This window comes from Sphingobacterium lumbrici, from assembly GCF_006476045.1.
Lineage (GTDB): Bacteria > Bacteroidota > Bacteroidia > Sphingobacteriales > Sphingobacteriaceae > Sphingobacterium > Sphingobacterium lumbrici.
In genome coordinates this window covers 1-16,655 of record NZ_SRZY01000028.1, presented here as the reverse complement: position 1 = coordinate 16,655, position 16,655 = coordinate 1, and the positions used below count along the sequence as shown (strand labels likewise).

Here is a 16,655-nt window from a genome sequence, read left to right as displayed (position 1 = left end):
TACTGATCATGTGTTTATCTTCATAAGGTATTATTCATCTGTGTCCCTACATTTAAGTACAAGCGTGCTTCACCGATGATCTTGCACATATAGATGTACCGATCGACAGGAATATCCACAAATGAGATCTGTATTTCCAAAAAAACGGATATTTCATAGTTAGACCCGACCTGATTTTAATCATAATTTATACGTTGTTAGTAATTTCCAGGAACAAATCCAGATGCCTACTTCATAAGCTCCCTCTAAAATAACGTAATTTTTTATAAATCAAAAGACTTTATTAAAAAATTTAACAAAGTTCCCTGCATTAAGAGAATTTTCACTACTTTCGAAGGTAAGATCAATTTTTGCTACTTCGATGATAGCTTACGCGATCTACTTATTAATATTATGTATGAGTCCAATTGATCAAATCTATTTAAAGCACGAACACCATTCATCAAAAGAACGAAAATCAAATGCTTTACGATTACGCATCTTAAAGACAATTTTTGAAAACCGCACGATAACTATCGGTGATATCGCGACGAAGATCAACCTCAGCTTCCCTACCTTAAATGGAATTATTTCAGAGCTTACACAAGAAGGATTAATCGAGCAAAAAGAAAAAGGTGAATCCATCGGCGGACGCAAACCCAATCTCTACCAGCTGAGCAATGAAGTTTTTAATATCCTATCGGTAGAAATCGAGCGCTTCACCATCCGGCTGATTGTTTTAGACAACAACCACAATATTGTATATACCTCTCGATCATATCCAAATCTTTTATCCAAAAATTCAGCTGACATCATTCAGCTCACCAATATCATCCAGGATTACATTAAAGAAGAAAGCATAAGCTGGAATAAGATAACAAGCATAGGAATATTAATGCCCGGGCTGATCAATTCATCTACCGGAGAAAACCGTACATTTTATACAGCTCCTGAATTTAATCTGCAATCGCATCTTGAACATGTATTTAACAAGCCTGTATTTATTCTGAATGACGTCAAGTCTGCCGCACTCAGCGAACTAAATTATGGAGCCGCACAAGGATTACAAAATGTCTTAATTATCCAAATGGATTGGGGAATAGGCTTAGGCATTATCATCAATGGTGAGGTTTATATGGGCACCGAAGGTTTTTCCGGAGAAGTAGGGCACATGGTATTCGTGGAGGATGGACAACTTTGCTATTGCGGCAAGCGTGGCTGTTTAGAAACCGTTGCTTCGGGAGTAGCTTTAGTTAGCCGGGCTCGTGAAGATATCGATCAGCTTACACCAACTTTATTGAGCACGAATTATGACATTGAAACGCTGTTGCCGCAAGACATTATTGAAGCAGCACATCTAGGCGATCAGTATGCGATCGATTTGATTTATAATTTAGGGAAGAATCTGGGGAAGGCGATCTCTTATCTGATACAATTGTTTAATCCGCAGCTAATTGTTATGAGCGGCAAGTTTGCTGCCGCCGGTTCTCTCATCACCTTACCGATACAACAGGGAATCCAGACCTATACCATGAATGCGCTGAAGAATAATTGCAAGTTGCAGGTCTCCACACTTGGAGAAAATGGATTTACGAAAGGAATTGTACTGTACACGATAAACAGGCACTTCGACAAGCTGATCGAGACATTTGAATAAACTGCAAAAGTGATTTAATCATAATACATTGATTATTTAATTTTTATCATTATCTTTGCACCTCAAATTATTATAATAAAATAGATAGGTTGTAAAATGAACGTTATCAATACGTTTTACGCAATCTCATCAACAATTTACAAACAAAATCATAAAGATGAAATCAATTGCTATTAGCGGTTCTGCAAGACAGAACGTAGGGAAAAGAGATGCAAAGGAATTGCGTTACCAAGGTCAGGTGCCTGCAGTTCTTTATGGTGGGAAAGAACAAACTCACTTTTCAGTATCCGCAGCTGATTTGAAAGCAGTTCTTTACACTCCAGAGGTTGTATTCATAGAATTAGACATCAACGGAACTAAAACAAGAGCTATCGTTCAAGACGCACAATTCCACCCATTAACGGACTTAGTTAATCACGTTGACTTTTTAGAGTTGTCGGATGACAAAGAAGTTTCTATCAACATCCCTGTAAAATTAACAGGTACATCTCCAGGTGTTAAATTAGGGGGTAAATTAGTTCAAAAATTACGTAAACTTCGTGTTAAAGCATTACCTAACAACTTGCCTCAGGAAATTGAAGTTCCTTTGGAATCATTAGAAGTTGGTAAATCTTTCCGTGTAGATCAAGTAACAGTAGAAAACGCTAAAGTATTGAACAATGGTGACGATACTATCGTATCTGTAATCATGTCTCGTGCTTTACGTCAAGCAGAGCAAGAAGCAGCTAAAGCAGCCAAAGGCGGTAAAAAATAAGTTAGCTTTTCGGCTATCTCAAAAGGCATCGGATATCCGATGCCTTTTTTCGTTGATCTTTTCTCTAACTTCTAATATCTATTTTTTACTTTTGCACACATGAACTTTTTAATCGTCGGACTGGGCAATATTGGAAGAGAATACGCAGATACGCGTCACAATATCGGGTTTATGGTAGCAGACGAACTGGCGAAACAGGCAGGTTCGACTTGGTCTACCCTTAAACTGGCATTTTATACCGAGTTCAAACAGCGCGGACATAATGTGTATGTGATTAAACCCACCACCTATATGAATCTGAGCGGAAAAGCGGTAAACTATTGGATGCAACAATTAAAAGTACCTATCCAAAATGTATTGGTTATTGTAGATGATCTGGCGATTCCTTTTGGCTCCCTACGTATTAAACCGAAAGGGAGTGCTGCAGGACACAATGGATTGAAATCCATCGAGGCGCTATGTGGCGGACCAGTCTACCCACGCCTTCGCTTCGGGATCGGAGACAATTACCCAAAAGGCCGTCAGGTCGACTATGTATTAGGCCCATTCGATAAAGACGAACAAAAAGATCTACCCGCTTTAATCGAACACGCCGTAAAGATGTGCCACAGCTTTATCAATATCGGCATTGAACTAACGATGACGAATCTGAATACGAAGTAAGATAGTTAGGGATTAGGAGTTAGGTAGATAGTAGATTTTGAAGCACAGCTTTTATTAAGCATATCAATTCAAAAACACGTCATTGCCTGCCTGCGGCAGCTACCCTGTACACGTATCTTTTGTTATTGCCTTATTAAGGGTGCTAACTTAATAATACTGTCATCCTGAGATTCATCGAAGGATCTAAAGCCATACATAGCGACATCTATTTTCTGCGATCTATCACCTATTTTTCGTTATCCGATCCCAGACCACCAGTCATGAATCAAGAGTCACTAAAATATTTCATATAAAAGTCATGATGACATCGATTGCATTAAAAAAATTGGTAATTATATGGATTTTAATTAAGTTAGCGAGATTAAATTTGGGCAGGCTTACCTCTCCAAATTGTTAACAACAGAATTAGTTATTACACAACAAGTTTATAATACACATATATACTTATGTCGGAAACAGCATCTATTACACTGAATGGCACGTCTTTTGAATTTCCTGTAGTTACAGGCACAGAAAACGAACAAGCAGTTGACATTTCAAAATTAAGAGACCAAACCGGATTTATTACATTAGACCCTGGATACAAAAACACAGGATCAACAAAAAGTGCCATTACTTTTTTGGATGGAGAAAAAGGAATATTAAGATACCGCGGTTATCCTATTGAACAATTAGCCGAGAAATCGACTTTTATAGAAGTTGCGTATTTATTAATCTATGGCAAACTTCCAACGAAAGAAGTATTGGAAAAATTCAGAGCAGATATTAGGGCACAAATGATGATCCATGAGGATATGAAAAACTTCTTCTCCGGATTCCCGTCCAAGTCGCATCCAATGGGACAATTGTCCTGCTTAGTTGGTGCACTTTCAGCGTTCTACCCTGAGTCATTAAACCCAAATCAAACCGAAGAAGAGGAAGACAAGACAATTATTAATTTATTGGCTAAAATGCCAACAATTGTATCTTGGATTCAAAAGAAATCACTGGGACATCCCGTTGTCTATCCAAAAAACAATTTGGGATATATTGAGAATTTCCTAAACATGATCTTTGGGGAGGTAAATAGCGAAAAAACATTCGATCCTGTGGTAATTGATGCTATGCATAAATTATTGATCTTACATGCGGATCATGAGCAAAACTGTTCCACGTCTACTGTACGTATCGTAGGTTCGTCAAATGCAAATTTATACGCATCTATCTCGGCTGGTATCAATGCACTTTGGGGGCCTCTTCACGGTGGCGCCAATCAAGCCGTAATTGAGATGCTTGAAGATATCAAGAACGATGGGGGCGATGCCGATAAATACTTAGCTAAAGCCAAAGACAAAAATGATCCTTTCCGCTTAATGGGTTTTGGTCACCGCGTATATAAGAACTTTGATCCACGTGCAAAAATCATCAAAAAAGCGTGCGACGATATCTTAGAAAAATTAGGCGTTAACGACCCTGTTTTAGATATCGCAAAACGTTTGGAAGAAGCTGCATTAAAAGATCAATACTTCGTAGATAGAAAATTATATCCTAACGTTGATTTCTATTCCGGTATTATCTACCGCGCATTAGGTTTTAATTCAGATATGTTTACGGTATTATTTGCTCTGGGTCGCCTTCCGGGTTGGATAGCACAATGGAAAGAAATGCGAGACAACAAAGAACCTATCGGTCGTCCGAGACAGGTGTATGTTGGCGAAACAACACGTGACTACATAGACTTTGACAAAAGATAAGTTTTCACAAAAAGAAAGGCGGTAATTTTTAACATTACCGCCTTTCTTTTTGCGTGACTATATTTATTTCTCCATCAATTTAAACCTTGCCAAAGGAGCCATCTTAGCTTTGTTGAGACTTAGAACACCCTCACTGATCGTAAAATTATCCGCTTTACCAAATACATCTCTCAACCCATATTCTACAGACATATCTTCGCAGGCCATCATCGTTGACACCCCGGCAGAAAACCGTATCCCATTATTGCCGGCCAATTCAAATTCACCTCCCACTCCATTACACCCCGTAACGGCAATATATCGTTTATCTTTACCCAGAAGCTCAAGGCCAGGTGTCTTCCCGTTTATTTCTTCCGCAACCGGATTTCCATTTAATTCGATGAGTTGCCATTTCTTATCCAGAATATCAGCAGACTGATCAGCCAAAGTTGGCACCATCTGTGTTCCACAACCCATTATTAATAATACAAGAATGATTGCTGCACTTAAAAATTTTCTATCCATTTTATTTATTGTTATATGATATATACAATCAACCTAACGGAAGGTTTAATCTTTTTGCTACATTTTGCGTTCTCCTTTCCAAAGAAAAATCTATTAACTTACTATATTTTATAAAAAAATGGACTTCATTTGCTGTGTTTTCCGTATGTTTGCACGTAGTTAAGAATTGTTCTAAAGAAAGTCTTGATTGATCTAGTAATCCATATTATCATACCGCTTGCAATATTTAGTTTTATTGCAGTGTTCACTCTTTTTGCAGTCTATGCGGAGCGTAAAATTGCGGGTTTTGTACAAGATCGATTAGGCCCGATGGAAACAGGAAAGTATGGCATGCTACAAACCATTGCCGATATACTCAAACTACTTCAAAAAGAATTCATTACGCCGAGTGCTGCCGATAAGGTGTTATTTGCCCTGGCACCTGTCGTTATTTTCACTGCGGTATTCATCGGGTTCAGTGTAATGCCATGGGCACCAAATTTTATCCCTGCAGATACCCATACCGGTCTTTTCTTTATTATGGCCGTTGTGTCTATCGATGCTATAGGGATTCTGATGGCCGGATGGGGTTCAAATAACAAATACTCCCTGTTAGGTGCAATAAGAGCCATTGCTCAAATGGTTTCCTATGAAATTCCCATAGGCCTTTCCCTTATTGCAGCCGTCATGATTACGCAGACGCTTAACCTGAATGATATCGTATTCAATCAAGGCATATTAGCCACAGAGCATATTTATTTTTTCGGTGTATGGGATGTAACAGAAGTAGGTGGATTATTTGCCTGGAATATCTTACAGGCTCCACATCTTATCGTTGTATATATCATATTTTTCATCGCATCCCTGGCAGAATGCAACCGTGCGCCTTTTGATATTCCTGAAGCGGAATCGGAACTGATTGGCGGCTTTCATACCGAATATGGCGGGATACGGTTCGCTTTCGTATTCCTTGCGGAGTACGCGATGATGTTCTTAGTCGCGATGTTGGGTGTTGTGCTATTCTTAGGCGGGTGGAATACCCCACTTCCCAACATAGGCGCATTGAAACTAGCAGAGTGGACGACAGGATTGTATTGGGGGATCTTCTGGACCTTAACAAAATCCCTTTTTATTGTAGGCATACAAATGTGGATACGTTGGACATTACCGCGTTTCCGTGCAGATCAATTAATGAATCTCTGCTGGAAAGTAATGATCCCGCTCGCATTCCTATGTATGGCTATTTCGGGTATTTGGCGAATCTTAGTCATGGTATAACGTGGTCATAAAAACAACTATACAAGGATTTACAACGGCAGTAAAAGGTTTACTTTTAACTGTAAGACACTTATTGCGTGCGCGTAAAGCACGTACCTCGCTGGATATCCGAGATCCGCAGTACTTCGATAAACAACAAGGTATAACCACCGTACAGTTTCCGAAGGAGTCCATGCCCATTCCCGAAGTAGCACGCTATCAACTGGATGTAGAAATAGACGATTGCATCGTCTGTGATCTATGTGCCAAAGCCTGTCCGGTAGATTGCATCGCCATCGAAGCGGTAAAATCTCCCGAAGCTATTGGAAAGACGTCGGACGGCAGCGTAAAAAGACTATATGCCGCTCAATTTGATATCGATATGGCGAAGTGTATGTACTGTGGTCTCTGCACCGTAGTATGTCCCACCGAATGTATTACCATGACCGATCAATACGACCGCAGCACGACAAAATTGACCGATTTAATCTATGGCTTTGCGGAAATGAGTGACGAAGAAATTGCGCAACGTAAAGAAGAATGGACGAGATTCCAAGCTGACAAGGAGGCAGCCAAAAAGAAATAAATGGAAGAGGTCATATTTTATGCTTTTGCAGCCTTAGCGATCGGATCGGCACTTCTCGTAGTCGGTTTAAAAAATACAGCCCGTGCCCTGTTTTTATTCTTCATTGTCTTATTTGCCATGGCCGGATTGTTTCTTTTTGCCTTGGCCGATTTCGTTGCTATCACCCAAATCCTGATCTATGTCGGCGGTGTGCTGATCCTTATGATATTTGCATTCATGCTTTCCAACAAAGAGCTGCTGGCCGACCTGCAACATACATCTGCTCGATTTTTGTCGCTGCCTAATGCCCAATCCCTCCTGCTTGTACTGGGGTTCCTGGGCGTCATGCTGTACGGCATTGCGGAATGGCAGGAGAATACACCCTATTGGATTACCGAAAATATTCGTCGGGGCAACATCATACAACCGACAGACAATAATATCAATCAATTGGGCGTAAAGTTCATGACACAGTACGTCCTGCCCTTTGAGGTGGTATCTATATTCTTACTGATGGCACTTATTGGTGCCGCCCACTTGTCACGGAAGGAGGAAGACAGATGATTACCTTAACACATTTTCTGGTCGTGAGTGCCTGCATATTTTGTATCGGATTGTATGCCGTACTCTCCAAACGCAATGCTATCATGATATTAGTGGGCATAGAGCTTATGATTAATGCAGCCGTTCTCAACCTCGTCGCATTCGGCAGGTACGATAAAGTGAATTATGGAGGCCAGGTGTTTGCGCTATTTGCCATCGTCCTGGCTGCGGCGGCTGTTGCCGTTGGTCTGGCGATTATCCTCAACGTATATCGAAAATATAAAACCATCAATCCCGATAACATTACTGACTTGCGCGATTAATGAGAGATTTGCTAACGATATCACCTGTTTCAATGAGCATCCTTGTGGTGTTATTGCCCCTTCTCGCATTTGTGATACAGGCCATTCTAGGAAAGAAATCAACGTCAGGCATGATATCGTTGATCGCCATCGCGGCAAGCACCCTCATCAGTGGTGGATTTGTGTTCACGGCCGTATGGGATAACCCAACTATATCTACCACATACAATTGGTTCACCATCGGGGATAAAACATTTACCATAGGCATCTTATTGAATAACCTCAGTGTACTGATGCAGTTTATTGTCTGTATTATTGCCCTTCCGGTACATATCTATTCCAGATCATATATGAAAGGAGATCCTGGCATACATCGCTATTGGATGTACCTCAGCCTCTTCTGCTTTGCCATGCTTGGACTTACCATTTCCAAAAACCTGTTCATGATGTATATCTTTTGGGAGCTGGTGGGATTTGCATCTTATTTGTTGATCGGATTTTGGTTTACCAAAGAAGCAGCCGTACAGGCAAACAAAAAAGCATTCCTCGTAAACCGCATCGGGGATTTAGGTTTTCTGATCGGTATTGCCATTATCTTTTCCACCTTCGGCACCCTAGATCTGGTCGACTTATTTGGCACAGACGGTTTCTTTGCGCAGGGAATTGATAAAAACACCACTTGGATGACCGTCGCGGGTATTGCATTCTTCCTAGGTGCCATGGCAAAGTCAGCACAGTTTCCGCTGCATGTATGGCTTCCCGATGCCATGGAAGGTCCCACATCCGTTTCCTCCTTGATCCACGCGGCCACGATGGTTGCTGCAGGCGTGTTTTTGCTGTCCAGCATATTTCCGTTATTCAATGAAACGGTATTGCTCATCATCGCCATCATCGGAACCATCACGGCGCTTTCATCCGCTTTTTTCGCCCTGGGGCAATATGATATCAAGAAAATATTAGCCTTTTCCACCATTTCCCAGCTGGGTTATATGATGGTAGGCGTTGGCATAGGCGCCTGGGATGCCGCCATGTTTCACCTTACTACGCATGCCTTCTTCAAATGTTTACTGTTTCTCTGTGCCGGGGCTGTTATCCATGAGATGGCACATCTCAAGGCACACGAAAATCAGGAATTTGATCCGCAGGACTTACGGAATATGGGCGGACTACGCCGATATATGCCCAAGACCTTTACCTTAATGGCCATTGCCTCCTTAGCGCTTGCCGGATTTCCGCTGACATCGGGCTACCTATCAAAAGACGCGATCGTGATTACCGCATGGGAATGGGCGTTGCACCATGGTGGATTGTATCTTATTATCCCCGTTCTTTTAGTTGTGGTCAGTATTCTTACCGCATTTTATATCGGCAGGTTGATATTCAAAGCCTTCTTTGGCGAATTTCGTCTTAAAGACCTGAATGTAACACATCTGCATGAGGCACCCCATGCCATGCTGATCCCGATGCTATTATTAGGTATAGGTGCCCTATTCTTCATCTTCTCCTGGAATCCCCTATCCTATGCCGATGCCGGCATCTTACAGGGGCTATCTGTTGCTTACCCTTTCGCTGAAATTCATGCACTGCATGTTATTATACCCATCATCCTGACCTGTGGTTCGCTAATCGCATGGTGGATAGGCTGGCGATGGTACAGCAAAGGCAGCTATCCGCTTAATCCACACAGCAGGTGGATTCAGGCATCGCTCAATCAAGGGTATTTAAATGAACTATACCATAAAACCTTCGTCGAGTCTACGCTGGCATTAGCGCAGATCAGTTATTGGTTTGACCGGTATGTTATAGACGGACTAGTGAATTTCTCGGCAACAGCCGTTCGCTCATTATCAACCTTCAGCAGCTGGATTGATCGATATATCGTCGATGGTTTCGTTAATACCGTAGCCGGAACGACATATTATATCGGACACCTGCTACGCTGGATACAAAATGGCAGACTCCAGAATTATTTAGGATTTGCGTTTACTGTAGTTTTAATAGGAATAATTTATTTGATCATACGATAAGATGGGATTACTCTCTCTACTCATATTTTTACCATTGGCAGCAACAGCAATTATCCTGTTGCTACCGACCTCATTACGTCATAGCTACAAGTATATAACACTTGGCTTTACGGTAGCGCAATTTGCTTTGGCCGGGTTTCTATATAGTCAGTTTGATGCGGCTGCAACCGGAGTGAATACGGCAGACGGTTATCAGTTCGTCGAACACCTATCCTGGATACGGATGGATCTGGGTACGCTGGGCACATTAGAAATTGACTATTTCTTGGGTGTAGATGGATTCTCCCTGCCCCTCCTTGCATTGAGTGCATTTGTGATGCTGATGGCCATTGGCGCATCATGGAATATCACAAAAAGTCTCAAAGGATATTTTTCACTGTTAATGGTGCTGAATCTAGCCGTAATGGGCATATTCTGTGCGCTGGATTTTTTCCTGTTTTATGTATTCTATGAAGTGATGCTGCTTCCTCTTTACTTCCTAATCGGAATTTGGGGCGGGGCACGCCGGGAATATGCAGCCATCAAGTTTTTTATCTATACCCTTTTTGGTTCTGTATTCATGCTGCTCGTTATCGTCGGACTTTATTTCTCGGTTATCAATCCCGATACCGGCGCACATACCTTTAACATGCTGCACATGATGAATCCGGCAAACTACGTAGAAAACTCGTTCTTCGGATACATCAACAACTATAATGAAGTATTTGGCATTCCTGCGCGCATGATCGGTTTCATCGTGCTCTTCTTTGCCTTCGCGATCAAAGTACCTATCGTTCCGCTGCACACCTGGTTACCCGATGCACACGTAGAAGCTCCGACACCGGTGTCCATTATCCTTGCAGGTATATTATTAAAAGTAGGTGGATACGGTATCATTCGTATCTGTTTAAGCATCTTTCCGGATGCGGCTGTAGATGCCAATTGGTGGCTGGGACTTATCGGCATCGTCTCTATTATTTATGGTGCGTTGAATGCACTCGCACAAAAGGATTTAAAACGGTTAATCGCCTATTCGTCGGTATCACACATGGGCTTTGTGCTGCTGGGTATTGCTTCGCTGACAGCCGAGGGGATCTCCGGAGCTATGTTCCAGATGATCAGTCACGGTTTCCTATCCGCCGCCCTATTCTTCCTGGTAGGGGTCATCTATGATCGTGTTCACGACCGCTATATCTATAATTTCAGAGGTCTAGCCTCGCTCATGCCGAAATATACCGGCTACGTAGCTATCGCATTTTTTGCTTCCTTGGGATTACCCGGATTTTCCGCATTCATAGGCGAAGCCTTTGTCATCATCGGAACTTTTAATGCGGAGTCCGTAGGCACAGGTATCCCGCGCTGGATGGCTATTGCGGGTTCATTGGGCATATTATTAAGTGCTGCCTATTTTCTGTGGACGCTGCAACGTATGTTTTTTGGTCAAACCAGACTAAAAGGAGGTGAAGAATGGGCCTCTTCGTTAGTAGATCTGACTAAACGGGAACAGCTTATTTTATTTCCGACGCTTGCTTTAGCTTTGCTTCTCGGTATCATGCCATCGCTGATTTTTGACAACTTAAATAGCTCGGTATTGAATTTAGTAGCTTTGGTCGCACAATATATTTAAGATCAGGACATGAGAGACGTAGCCCTTCACCTATCCGACACTTTAGATCATATCCTTGCATCTATCCCGCTATTTCAGCCCGAGTTTGCACTGATTGCGGCATTTCTATTGTCCATAGGTGCTACCCTGTTCACCGATAGACTATGGAAGCAGTCTTCTTTCTTTATTGCTATCATCGGTTATATCATTTCCTTTGTCAGTCTGTTGCCCCAATTGCATCAGCCCGCATCGGCATTCTTCGGCATGCTGCTCATCGATGACTTTTCTGTATTTGCCAGAGGGATTATCCTATTCGCACTGCTTATTTCCACAATATTCATCCAGCAGCATTTTAAGGGTAAGATCTTCCAAAAGAATCTTGGTGACGTATATACGGTATTGCTCACAGCCGGACTAGGACTTAACCTATTGACCATTACGACCAATTGGTTGCTTGCTTTCATTGCTATCGAGACCGTTTCGATAAGTTCATATATCTTGGTAGGCTATTTCTCCGAGCACAAAAAACAATCCGAGGCCGCCATGAAATATGTGCTCTTCGGTTCTGTCTGTGCTGCAGTAATGCTCTATGGTCTATCCTTGTTATACGGTTTCACGGGAAATCTAGATTTTGTTAGCGCAGCCCACCTACAGGGATTAACTGCCGCACCCCAGGTGATGACGAGCATTGCGCTGTTATTCGTATTTACGGGCATCGGATTTAAATTAAGCTTTGTACCCTTTCACGCCTGGGCACCGGATGTGTACGAAGGTGCACCGACTCCGGTCACTGCATTCTTATCCACTGTTCCTAAAGTTGGCGCGATCGTATTATTGGCCCGTATTACGCAGGCTTGGGCATCCTCCCTTTTCTATTTCGGCGAGTTGACCATTCTATTTTTGACCGTAGTCGCTATCGTGACTATGCTGGCCGGTAACCTTATCGCCTTGCGCCAACAGAATGTGAAGCGTATGATGGCTTACTCTTCCATAGGACATACCGGATTCTTACTAATGGCGGTATTAGTAGCTCCAAGCGGAAACCCGAGCATACTGCTGTTCTATCTGAGCGGATATGTACTCATGAATCTGGCTGCCTTTGCCTTTATCGATAGCTTAGAACAGAAAACAGGTGCAACGACACTGGAATCTTATTCCGGTTTGGGAAAAAGAATGCCGATCGTCTTTACCTGTTTCACCTTCATCGGCATATCCTTAATTGGTCTCCCCCCTACGGCAGGCTTTGTCGGTAAATTGCTCGTGTTTACATCGGTATTCGAAGGATATCAATCCAGCGGCGATCTGCCATATTTACTGTTACTCATTACAGGGGCTTTGACTTCTGTGATCTCCTTATTCTACTATTTTAAAATCCCCCTCTACGCCTTTCTGCGGGATAGCCAATCTGACCAAAACAGCAATATGCCCATTCGTCTTATTATCGCAATAGGCATTGTGTTAACGGCACTGGTGCTCGGTATAGGGATTTTTCCGGATTTTCTGTTGGGGCTGTTTAAGTAAACTATCTACTTCAGTATTTCCCTTCGGACATTTAGATATTCTTTTTTAGTTTCGAGAGGTATATATTCGATATCATAGAGATAATCTGAAAAATTACCTCCATAAGCCCGGTCTATATCGATTCTTATCTTGTCGAACTCTTGAGAATACGATTTCGTAAAAAGTAATAATAAAAATGGAAAAAGTTTAAACAGATTCATAATGCTATATATCGATAATTCTAGTTTAGGGTGCTTTTTTGATGAGTGACATGACGATACTAGTACAACAAACATCAATAGTATAATTTTCTTTAGAGATATTTCATAATAATTTATCAAGAAATAAGTGATACTAATCGCTAATTTCTTGATAAATTGATTTTAATCATACCTGAATATTTTTTACAAACATCAGTTACGTATGGATTTAGTACTTGTTTAATATTGAGACCTCAACCAAAGAATATACACAAAAAGAAATAAAATGATCAAAATTATTGCTATAATACTCCACCCCGGTAATGTAGGCAAATATTTATTACGATATTCTTTATCACAATAAATCATTATACACACCACTATTGCTATCAAAAAACCAATAGATTTAATAGTTAAATTTTTACTAAACACCATGCCGAGAGGGCCAGCTAAAAAAAGGAGTCCCGAATAAATATAAAGTTTAGCTTTCATAGGTTATAATTTCATATTAATAATATTTTTACCTGCTTCTACACACTTTTTGCATTGTTCGTTAGTCCAATCAAAAGCTCGCATCCTTAGATTGTTCTCTATGTTAAAAACTATAACTCTAAATTATGCAATTAATACAACTTTTCAAACAACTCAATTCTTACTCAATTCTTACACGTCCGAAAAAAGAAAAAAACTTCTGCGGTTTGCTTCCCTGGGGATGGCCTGATTTAGATCTCTACCTGTCGGCAGACAGACCTCCAAAGTATCTTCCTTACCCCCATAAAAAGAGGGAGGAATAAGAGTGTTGCGCTCGAGTTACACCGGAGACTATGATACTCGCCTACGATATAAATATTGACGTTTATCGTTAATGCCGATGGCAGAATTAGGCAATGTTTATAAAACCCCATGAGATTCCAAAGAGTATTAATGCTATTACTACACACCCAACAAAAATTAAATTGTATGTAAGCTTGTTTGCACGATCTCTTACTAAAATTGGAATGTTATAACTGGACTAATCAAATAACTTAAAGAAGCCAAATTAGAATCCGCACAATACAAACCAATACTAACATATAGAACATATTTTCATCGTAAAACAAATTATTAAATGATGCCTTCCTGTTTAAGCAATTTTTCTAACGTATTAAATTTAGCTATCATTTGTTGAATATCTTCCTCTATTAACGGAGAAGAATTAGCATCTTCTACCTTATCGTTAATTAGTTTTGCAACAATCGCCTCCTCTATTATCCTCATTTCCAGATTTACAACTCCATCCAATGCTAAGATCAGATTAAAACGCTGTTTGGGAAGAATATTCTCATCAGGTTTTAATTCCCATCCCTCCAAATCAACATAATAATAGCCATATCTTTGATAGATCAGAATAGGTGTAACCGGCTCTGCAGGAACGATAAAAGTTCTTTCGTTACATCTTATTTCAAACCCTTTCATTTTAACCTCCCTTCTTTCATCAAAAATTCCTTTAAATTCTGATATTCAGCGAGGAGCTTTTGTCTATCCATATCTTCTATATTTATGGCGGGAGTAATTGCCTCCATATCGGCTGTTGCTATTTTAACCTTGTCTCCGATATGGAGAGTCGACTTCTCCCATTGTAAGGAAATTCCCAATTTATCATCTCCTCCCGTAATATCAATACCATATTGGCAGGATAACGTAATTAAAACAAAGCCGCCATGAACAGCAGCTGCTGTTTTCTTACTACTATTGACAGTGATTTCAAAACCTTTCATATCATAATATATTCAGACGCCGAGAATATTTTTTAAATAAATTTACGTGATCATTCCTTCATTTTTAAGGAAATTTTGAAGGGTATAAAATTTATCAAGCATACGAGCATGAAATTCACTAATTTCTTCTTTAAAAGTTGGTTCGGATTCTGAAAATGCTCTTTTAGTTTCAATCGGTTTGGATGGTATACAAGTGTTTTCTTCTATAATACTTATTTCTACACTCTCTCCGATCTTCATTTTGCTATCTATCCATTTGTGTGATAATGTAAGCTCATCTGATTTCGTTTCAGATCCGCCCACTTCGATAAAGTAGTGTCCATAACTTTGATATATGAAAATTGTTGCCATAAACGGCGAATCAACAAAAATAGTTTTGTCTCGAAAAGTTATTTCAAATGCTGTCATCTAGTAATCCCTCCTTAACCAAATATTCTTTTATACCATTATATTCCATCAGTAAGGCGCTTTTCGATCTGATTTCTTCCTTTTCTATTTTAGCTCTCGAATCGATATCACAAGTTGTAATCTTTATCTTATCTCCAACTTTTAACTGAATTCTCCCCCAATCTAAGTTTCTACCAGAGCTGTCATCTATTCCTGACACCGAAATACCTCCTTTTAGATCATTATGTAGAATAACTAAAATCATACCTTTATCTACCCCAACGTTAATTAACGTATCATTAATTGTAATTTCGAACCCTTTCATAAACAACATTTATAACCAACCATTTACATTACACCTTGTATCCCATTGCCCATTATGGCTTGTACAATAATCATAACAGGCACGACAATCCATCTTTTGGTTGTATGGTAAGCTATGGGCTCAAGCATACGTTACAGAAGATAGCGTCCATAAACCACAAAGATCTGAAAAATCTTCAACCCACAGAATTTCAATAAATCACAGAGAAAATAACAGACCTGTACTTCATCGGGCGGATACCAGCATACAACTGTTTAATAAGAGGTGGCACAATTTTCATGTACCACCAATTTTTAATTATTCGTAATATAAAGCCCATATCCTATTATTACAACAGCAATAATTGAACATACTATTTGAATTACTTTATATAAATTTTCATTTACTTTCTTGTTTATAAAAATAGGTATATTTATAAACGCTATAGATAATAAATATATGGGTTTATTATCTGACATAAAAAATATAAGTACACTTACTATTATAAAAGATATAGATATATAGTCTGATAAGGTTAAATTTTTCATTTTGATGAATTATAAGTTTTAAATTAGTGTTGATTTGATTGTTAGACTAAAGTAGATATTTTGAGAATATAAAAGAACAAAAAAATAAAAGCAATCGATTGCTTTTATTTACTGTTAATCAATCATCAAAAATATAAAGAACCTATTCCCGCAGAACTATAAATATTATTCAGCAATCAAATATGTAGTTCGTAGGGAGGATACTGATGATCTGTGACTCGCTGAATTTGCTTTTTTTCATTGTCCCTAATTTATAAAACTACATTAATAATCGTAGCTGTTTTGTATCCGGCCTATCAAGTACATATTTAAATAGTTTTTTATTGGGATTACCTTTGCTTGCATGAATTTGATAGAAAGCAAGCGCGATAAAATGTTGTCCTTAGTCGCCCAATGGCGCCAGAGTGGTCA

The 16,655-nt window shown here is 40.0% G+C and carries 17 protein-coding genes; 12 read left to right on the top strand and 5 right to left on the bottom strand.

The window, feature by feature from the left end; all coding sequences use genetic code 11:
• The first annotated feature begins 397 nt into the window (after positions 1-397).
• The 4 genes from E4F24_RS09730 to E4F24_RS09715 all read left to right on the top strand — a co-directional run bounded on the left by E4F24_RS09730 (position 398) and on the right by E4F24_RS09715 (position 4,786).
• Entirely contained in the window at positions 398-1,636 is a 1,239-nt protein-coding gene (locus tag E4F24_RS09730; protein WP_181182428.1) for an ROK family transcriptional regulator, read from the top strand.
• A 157-nt stretch (positions 1,637-1,793) separates the two neighbouring features.
• Entirely contained in the window at positions 1,794-2,390 is a 597-nt protein-coding gene (locus E4F24_RS09725; RefSeq protein ID WP_140938512.1) for a 50S ribosomal protein L25/general stress protein Ctc, read from the top strand.
• Between the two features lie 99 nt (positions 2,391-2,489).
• Positions 2,490-3,053, top strand: coding sequence for an aminoacyl-tRNA hydrolase (gene pth, locus E4F24_RS09720; protein WP_140938511.1), 564 nt, complete (start codon positions 2,490-2,492; stop codon positions 3,051-3,053).
• A gap of 446 nt (positions 3,054-3,499) precedes the next feature.
• A complete protein-coding gene (locus E4F24_RS09715) occupies positions 3,500-4,786 on the top strand; it encodes a citrate synthase (RefSeq protein WP_140938510.1) in 1,287 nt (428 codons plus the stop codon).
• 63 nt (positions 4,787-4,849) lie between these two features.
• On the opposite strand, the gene E4F24_RS09710 is transcribed toward E4F24_RS09715, so the two are convergent.
• Complete coding sequence (locus tag E4F24_RS09710) at positions 4,850-5,290, bottom strand: META domain-containing protein (RefSeq protein WP_140938509.1); 441 nt, start codon at positions 5,288-5,290, stop codon at positions 4,850-4,852.
• A 183-nt stretch (positions 5,291-5,473) separates the two neighbouring features.
• Here E4F24_RS09710 and nuoH point away from each other — a divergent pair, with 183 nt between their 5' ends.
• From nuoH to E4F24_RS13800, 8 genes are all read left to right on the top strand, one after another.
• On the top strand, positions 5,474-6,547 hold the full coding sequence (nuoH, locus tag E4F24_RS09705) for an NADH-quinone oxidoreductase subunit NuoH (RefSeq protein ID WP_140938508.1): 1,074 nt from the start codon (positions 5,474-5,476) through the stop codon (positions 6,545-6,547).
• Between the two features lies 1 nt (position 6,548).
• Positions 6,549-7,112, top strand: a complete 564-nt coding sequence (locus tag E4F24_RS09700; protein WP_140938507.1) for a 4Fe-4S binding protein — start codon at positions 6,549-6,551, stop codon at positions 7,110-7,112.
• The gene (locus tag E4F24_RS09695) at positions 7,113-7,655 is read left to right on the top strand and encodes an NADH-quinone oxidoreductase subunit J family protein (RefSeq protein ID WP_140938506.1); all 543 of its coding nucleotides are present in this window, start codon (positions 7,113-7,115) and stop codon (positions 7,653-7,655) included.
• Complete coding sequence (gene nuoK / locus E4F24_RS09690; protein ID WP_140938505.1) at positions 7,652-7,957, top strand: NADH-quinone oxidoreductase subunit NuoK; 306 nt, start codon at positions 7,652-7,654, stop codon at positions 7,955-7,957. Before E4F24_RS09695 ends, nuoK begins: the two co-directional genes overlap by 4 nt.
• Complete coding sequence (nuoL, locus tag E4F24_RS09685; protein ID WP_140938504.1) at positions 7,957-9,963, top strand: NADH-quinone oxidoreductase subunit L; 2,007 nt, start codon at positions 7,957-7,959, stop codon at positions 9,961-9,963. Before nuoK ends, nuoL begins: the two co-directional genes overlap by 1 nt.
• A 1-nt stretch (position 9,964) precedes the next feature.
• Entirely contained in the window at positions 9,965-11,569 is a 1,605-nt protein-coding gene (locus E4F24_RS09680; RefSeq protein WP_140938503.1) for a complex I subunit 4 family protein, read from the top strand.
• A 9-nt stretch (positions 11,570-11,578) separates the two neighbouring features.
• Positions 11,579-13,069: an NADH-quinone oxidoreductase subunit N gene (locus tag E4F24_RS09675; RefSeq protein WP_140938502.1), complete on the top strand. Its 1,491-nt coding sequence runs from the start codon at positions 11,579-11,581 to the stop codon at positions 13,067-13,069.
• Positions 13,070-13,865: 796 nt separating this feature from the next.
• Positions 13,866-14,042: a hypothetical protein gene (locus E4F24_RS13800; RefSeq protein ID WP_181182427.1), complete on the top strand. Its 177-nt coding sequence runs from the start codon at positions 13,866-13,868 to the stop codon at positions 14,040-14,042.
• 310 nt (positions 14,043-14,352) lie between these two features.
• Here E4F24_RS13800 and E4F24_RS09670 read toward each other — a convergent pair whose 3' ends face one another.
• From E4F24_RS09670 to E4F24_RS09655, 4 genes are read right to left on the bottom strand one after another with little or no spacing between them, the layout of a single operon-like run.
• Entirely contained in the window at positions 14,353-14,703 is a 351-nt protein-coding gene (locus tag E4F24_RS09670; protein WP_140938501.1) for a hypothetical protein, read from the bottom strand.
• Positions 14,700-15,005 (bottom strand): hypothetical protein, encoded by a 306-nt coding sequence (locus E4F24_RS09665; RefSeq protein ID WP_140938500.1) that lies wholly within the window; start codon positions 15,003-15,005, stop codon positions 14,700-14,702. The genes E4F24_RS09670 and E4F24_RS09665 overlap by 4 nt, the downstream gene beginning before the upstream one ends.
• 42 nt (positions 15,006-15,047) lie before the next feature.
• Positions 15,048-15,413 (bottom strand): hypothetical protein, encoded by a 366-nt coding sequence (locus tag E4F24_RS09660; protein WP_140938499.1) that lies wholly within the window; start codon positions 15,411-15,413, stop codon positions 15,048-15,050.
• Positions 15,400-15,717, bottom strand: coding sequence for a hypothetical protein (locus tag E4F24_RS09655; protein ID WP_140938498.1), 318 nt, complete (start codon positions 15,715-15,717; stop codon positions 15,400-15,402). Before E4F24_RS09655 ends, E4F24_RS09660 begins: the two co-directional genes overlap by 14 nt.
• Positions 15,718-16,655: the final 938 nt, after the last annotated feature.

What these genes read in the sequence shown, in the direction of transcription:
- E4F24_RS09730 (WP_181182428.1), top strand. Translation starts at nt 398, where the DNA reads ATGAGTCCAATTGATCAAATCTATTTAAAGCACGAACACCATTCATCA.
- E4F24_RS09725 (WP_140938512.1), top strand. Translation starts at nt 1,794, where the DNA reads ATGAAATCAATTGCTATTAGCGGTTCTGCAAGACAGAACGTAGGGAAA.
- pth (WP_140938511.1), top strand. Translation starts at nt 2,490, where the DNA reads ATGAACTTTTTAATCGTCGGACTGGGCAATATTGGAAGAGAATACGCA.
- E4F24_RS09715 (WP_140938510.1), top strand. Translation starts at nt 3,500, where the DNA reads ATGTCGGAAACAGCATCTATTACACTGAATGGCACGTCTTTTGAATTT.
- E4F24_RS09710 (WP_140938509.1), bottom strand. Translation starts at nt 5,290, where the DNA reads ATGGATAGAAAATTTTTAAGTGCAGCAATCATTCTTGTATTATTAATA.
- E4F24_RS09695 (WP_140938506.1), top strand. Translation starts at nt 7,113, where the DNA reads ATGGAAGAGGTCATATTTTATGCTTTTGCAGCCTTAGCGATCGGATCG.
- nuoK (WP_140938505.1), top strand. Translation starts at nt 7,652, where the DNA reads ATGATTACCTTAACACATTTTCTGGTCGTGAGTGCCTGCATATTTTGT.
- nuoL (WP_140938504.1), top strand. Translation starts at nt 7,957, where the DNA reads ATGAGAGATTTGCTAACGATATCACCTGTTTCAATGAGCATCCTTGTG.
- E4F24_RS09680 (WP_140938503.1), top strand. Translation starts at nt 9,965, where the DNA reads ATGGGATTACTCTCTCTACTCATATTTTTACCATTGGCAGCAACAGCA.
- E4F24_RS09675 (WP_140938502.1), top strand. Translation starts at nt 11,579, where the DNA reads ATGAGAGACGTAGCCCTTCACCTATCCGACACTTTAGATCATATCCTT.
- E4F24_RS13800 (WP_181182427.1), top strand. Translation starts at nt 13,866, where the DNA reads ATGCAATTAATACAACTTTTCAAACAACTCAATTCTTACTCAATTCTT.
- E4F24_RS09670 (WP_140938501.1), bottom strand. Translation starts at nt 14,703, where the DNA reads ATGAAAGGGTTTGAAATAAGATGTAACGAAAGAACTTTTATCGTTCCT.
- E4F24_RS09665 (WP_140938500.1), bottom strand. Translation starts at nt 15,005, where the DNA reads ATGAAAGGTTTTGAAATCACTGTCAATAGTAGTAAGAAAACAGCAGCT.
- E4F24_RS09660 (WP_140938499.1), bottom strand. Translation starts at nt 15,413, where the DNA reads ATGACAGCATTTGAAATAACTTTTCGAGACAAAACTATTTTTGTTGAT.
- E4F24_RS09655 (WP_140938498.1), bottom strand. Translation starts at nt 15,717, where the DNA reads ATGAAAGGGTTCGAAATTACAATTAATGATACGTTAATTAACGTTGGG.